We start from the raw sequence: 3,238 nt of genomic DNA on the forward strand, positions 1-3,238 counted from the left end.
GCGTAGCCGAGGGGACCCCTCCGCGAGCCAGGGGCCCCGGGATCCGGCACTTGCCGCCGGGCGCGCGACCGCGGCACCCGGCGCAGGGGAGGAAGAGTTCTTGGAACGTCCCTGTTCTTCTGTTCTTAGGGACGCGCGGACACGTCCACGATCACCGCCAGCAGAATTCCCATCATGTACAGGATGGAGGCGCCGAAGGCCCTGCGGAACCGGGGCCGCCTGACCGTGTTGCGGTAGCAGGACCAGAGGAAAAACCCCCAGAGAGCGACGGCGACCCAGGCGAATGCGCCGGAGCAGTAGCCGAATACCCAGAGGGCGAGCGTCGTCGGCAGGAGGCTGACGGCGTACAGGAAGATGAGGATCTTCGTGTACGGCTCTCCCCGCGCCACGGGCAGGACGGGAACGCCCGCATCCCGGTACTCCTCCATGTGGGCGAGCGCCAGGGTCCAGAAGTGCGGCGGTTGCCACAGGAGCATCACCAGGAACAGGATGACCCCGTCCACCCCGATGCGGCCGGCTGCCGCGGAATACCCGATGAGGACGGGAAGCGCGCCCGGAATTCCTCCCGGAATCGTCCCGTAGGGGGAACGCCGCTTGAGGAAGAGGGTGTACAGGAGCGTGTAGGACAGGACGGCCGCGAGCACGAGGGCGGCGGTCAGCCCGTGAAAAAAGCGGTAGGAAACGAGGAGCGAGGCCAGGATGAGGCCGAAGGAGAGCGCGAGTGCCCCCTCGCTGCCGACCCTCCTCATCGCAAAGACCCGGGCGGCCAGTCTGGGCATCCGGGCGTCCATCGGGGCGTCGAGGAGGCCGTTCATGACCGCGGCACCGGAGGCGGCGGCGACCACGCTTGCCAGGCAGGGAAGCACCACCCCGGCGCCGGGCATCCCTCCCGTCGCCAGGACCATTCCGGCGAGACCGGCGAGGCTCACGCCCGTCACGATGCCGGGCTTCGAGATCAGCAGGGCCGAGCCGGCCAGGGTCGCCGGCCTGCTCCCCTCCTCCGCATCGGGGGGCTTTCTTTCCAGGGCGGTCGCCTTTATGACGACGTCCCCTCGGGGGAGAGTTCTCTCACCCACATCCGGGCAAGCATCATGAGCATTACCAGCGCCACGGCCAGGTGCAGCGCCGTGGAGAGGAAATTGAGCCGGGTCAGCACCACAGCTCCGCCGATGGCGATCTGCGCCAGAATCATGCAGAAAAGGGCCACGGCCATGCGCCGGTGCCTCCTCAGGCGATCATCCAGTGCCGTCGCCGCCCAGAGCGCCACGATGGTGAGCGCAACGAGGACGGCCAGCACCCGGTGGGAGAACTGGATGAGGACCCCATCGGCGAGAACGCCCGGGATGAGGCCGCCAAGCGACGTGGGCCAGTCGTGCAGGGAAAGCCCGGCCCCTGCGTGCCGGACGTACGCTCCCATCGCCGCCAGCAGGAACACCAGGACCCCCATTCCGAAGAACAGGCCGGGATACCCTTTCAGGGAAAAGGAGGGCGGCAGGACAACACCGTCGAAGGACATCATGTAGTAGACCAGGAGGAATATAAAAAGCCCCGTGACGAAATGGACGGTGGTGAGCTGGACCGGCAGCTCCAGGAGGACAACCGCCCCGCCCATCACGATCTCGGCGGCGAGCAGGCCCACCGCCAGGACGGGGACCGCCTTCGCGCCGCCCCGATACGCCCGGAAACGCCGGTAGGACAGCGTCACCAGGGCAACCCCCGCCACCGCCGCGATCACCCGGTGGAGAAACTCCAGGTAGATATCCAGGCGAAACGGCGGAAGGACCTTCCCGTGGCAGAGGGGCCAGTCCGGGCAGGCCAATCCCGCCTTCAGCCCCGCGACGAGGTTCCCCCAGACCAGGAGAAAGAAGAACAGGCCCACGGTCACTCTTCCGAGCATCGTTCCCCCTCCCTTCCCCGTTGTTCGGTACCGCCGCCGGGGGGCGGTCACCGGAACAGGGAATCCGAAAGCGTCCCCGCGATGATGAGGACCAGGAAAAAGATCGGCGTCAGGGCGAACCCCCAGACGAGCCGGCTTTCGTACCGCAGGTGCATGAAGAAAAGGGCGACGAGCGACGCCTTCACGGAAGCGATGAGAAGGGCGACGACGACGTTCATCATCCCGAGGTGCACGTAGGAAACCGAAACGGTGACCGCCGTGAGAACGACGAGGGCGCCCCAGACGACGATATACGTCCTGATGCCGGAATCGTGTTCCTTCATCGCCTTCCCCCCTACCCCACCAGGTACAGCAGCGGGAACAGGTAGATCCATACCAGGTCCACGAAGTGCCAGTATAAACCCGAAATCTCCACCGGCGTGTGGTAGCTTTCGGAATATCTCCCCCTCCCGGCGAGGAACAGGACCGTTCCCAGCGCCACCATCCCGGCAAGCACGTGGATGCCGTGCAGACCGGTCAACATGAAATAGAGGGAGAAGAAGATGTCCGTATCCGGGAACAGCCCGTGGGAAAACTTCTTCGTGTATTCCACGTACTTGATCCCCAGGAACGTCGCGGCCAGCAGGAGGGTGAGGAAAAGGTAGAACCGGAGGAGCGTGACCTTCCCTTTGCGGATCGCCGCGATGCCGAGCGCGACGGTGAGGCTGCTGCCGATCAGCACCACCGTGTTGACCGACCCGAGGACGCGGTCCAGCTTCAGATGGTCCTCGTAGAACATCCGGGGGTATTTGATCCGGTAGATGATGTAGGCGGTGAACAGCCCCCCGAAGAGAAGGACCTCGGTGGCGAGAAACGTCCAGATCCCCAGCGTTGCGGCCTCGCGGGCCGTGGCCGGGTCCATGTGGGCTTCGTGCCCTGCTGCCCCTGGCCCGTGGTGCGTGGATTGTCCGCTCATTTTCCTACGTCTGCCTTCCCGCATACCCGTACGGCCAGTCGGTGACCGTCGGAATTTCCTTAAAATTCTCCGTCGGCGGCGGCGACCCCGTCTGCCAATCCAGGGAGAGGGCTTTCCAGGGGTTCGGTGGGGCAGGGGCGCCCCGGAACAGCCCGCGGACGAAATTCGCGAACATGATCAAAATCCCCGTCGCGAGGACCCACGACCCCACCGTGGACACGATGTTGAGCGTCTGGAATTGCGCCGGGTATTCCGCGTAGCGCCTCGGCATTCCCTCGAACCCCAGGATGAACTGGGTGAAAAAGGTGACGTTGAAGCCGATGAACATCAGCAGCCAGGCAGGGCGCGCCATCTTTTCGCTGAGCATCCTGCCGGTCATCTTGGGA

General features: G+C 65.2%; 5 protein-coding genes. All 5 read right to left on the reverse strand.

The window, feature by feature from the left end; all coding sequences use genetic code 11:
- Positions 1-125: 125 nt before the first annotated feature.
- Complete coding sequence (cyoE, locus tag VJ307_05755; protein HJX73643.1) at positions 126-1,076, reverse strand: heme o synthase; 951 nt, start codon at positions 1,074-1,076, stop codon at positions 126-128.
- Positions 1,037-1,897, reverse strand: coding sequence for a COX15/CtaA family protein (locus VJ307_05760; GenBank protein ID HJX73644.1), 861 nt, complete (start codon positions 1,895-1,897; stop codon positions 1,037-1,039). Before VJ307_05760 ends, cyoE begins: the two co-directional genes overlap by 40 nt.
- A gap of 47 nt (positions 1,898-1,944) precedes the next feature.
- Entirely contained in the window at positions 1,945-2,220 is a 276-nt protein-coding gene (locus tag VJ307_05765; GenBank protein ID HJX73645.1) for a cytochrome C oxidase subunit IV family protein, read from the reverse strand.
- An 11-nt stretch (positions 2,221-2,231) separates the two neighbouring features.
- On the reverse strand, positions 2,232-2,798 hold the full coding sequence (locus VJ307_05770; GenBank protein HJX73646.1) for a cytochrome c oxidase subunit 3 family protein: 567 nt from the start codon (positions 2,796-2,798) through the stop codon (positions 2,232-2,234).
- Between the two features lie 58 nt (positions 2,799-2,856).
- Positions 2,857-3,238, reverse strand: a 382-nt coding sequence (locus VJ307_05775) for a cbb3-type cytochrome c oxidase subunit I (protein HJX73647.1), incomplete at its 5' end; no start/stop codon positions are given.

The organism is Candidatus Deferrimicrobiaceae bacterium (assembly GCA_035256765.1).
Classification (GTDB): Bacteria; Desulfobacterota; Deferrimicrobia; order Deferrimicrobiales; family Deferrimicrobiaceae; genus CSP1-8.

Bases quoted from the DNA above. Each gene is read 5' to 3' on its own strand.
- VJ307_05760 (HJX73644.1), bottom strand. From the start codon at position 1,897: ATGCTCGGAAGAGTGACCGTGGGCCTGTTCTTCTTTCTCCTGGTCTGG.
- VJ307_05765 (HJX73645.1), bottom strand. From the start codon at position 2,220: ATGAAGGAACACGATTCCGGCATCAGGACGTATATCGTCGTCTGGGGC.
- VJ307_05770 (HJX73646.1), bottom strand. From the start codon at position 2,798: ATGGACCCGGCCACGGCCCGCGAGGCCGCAACGCTGGGGATCTGGACG.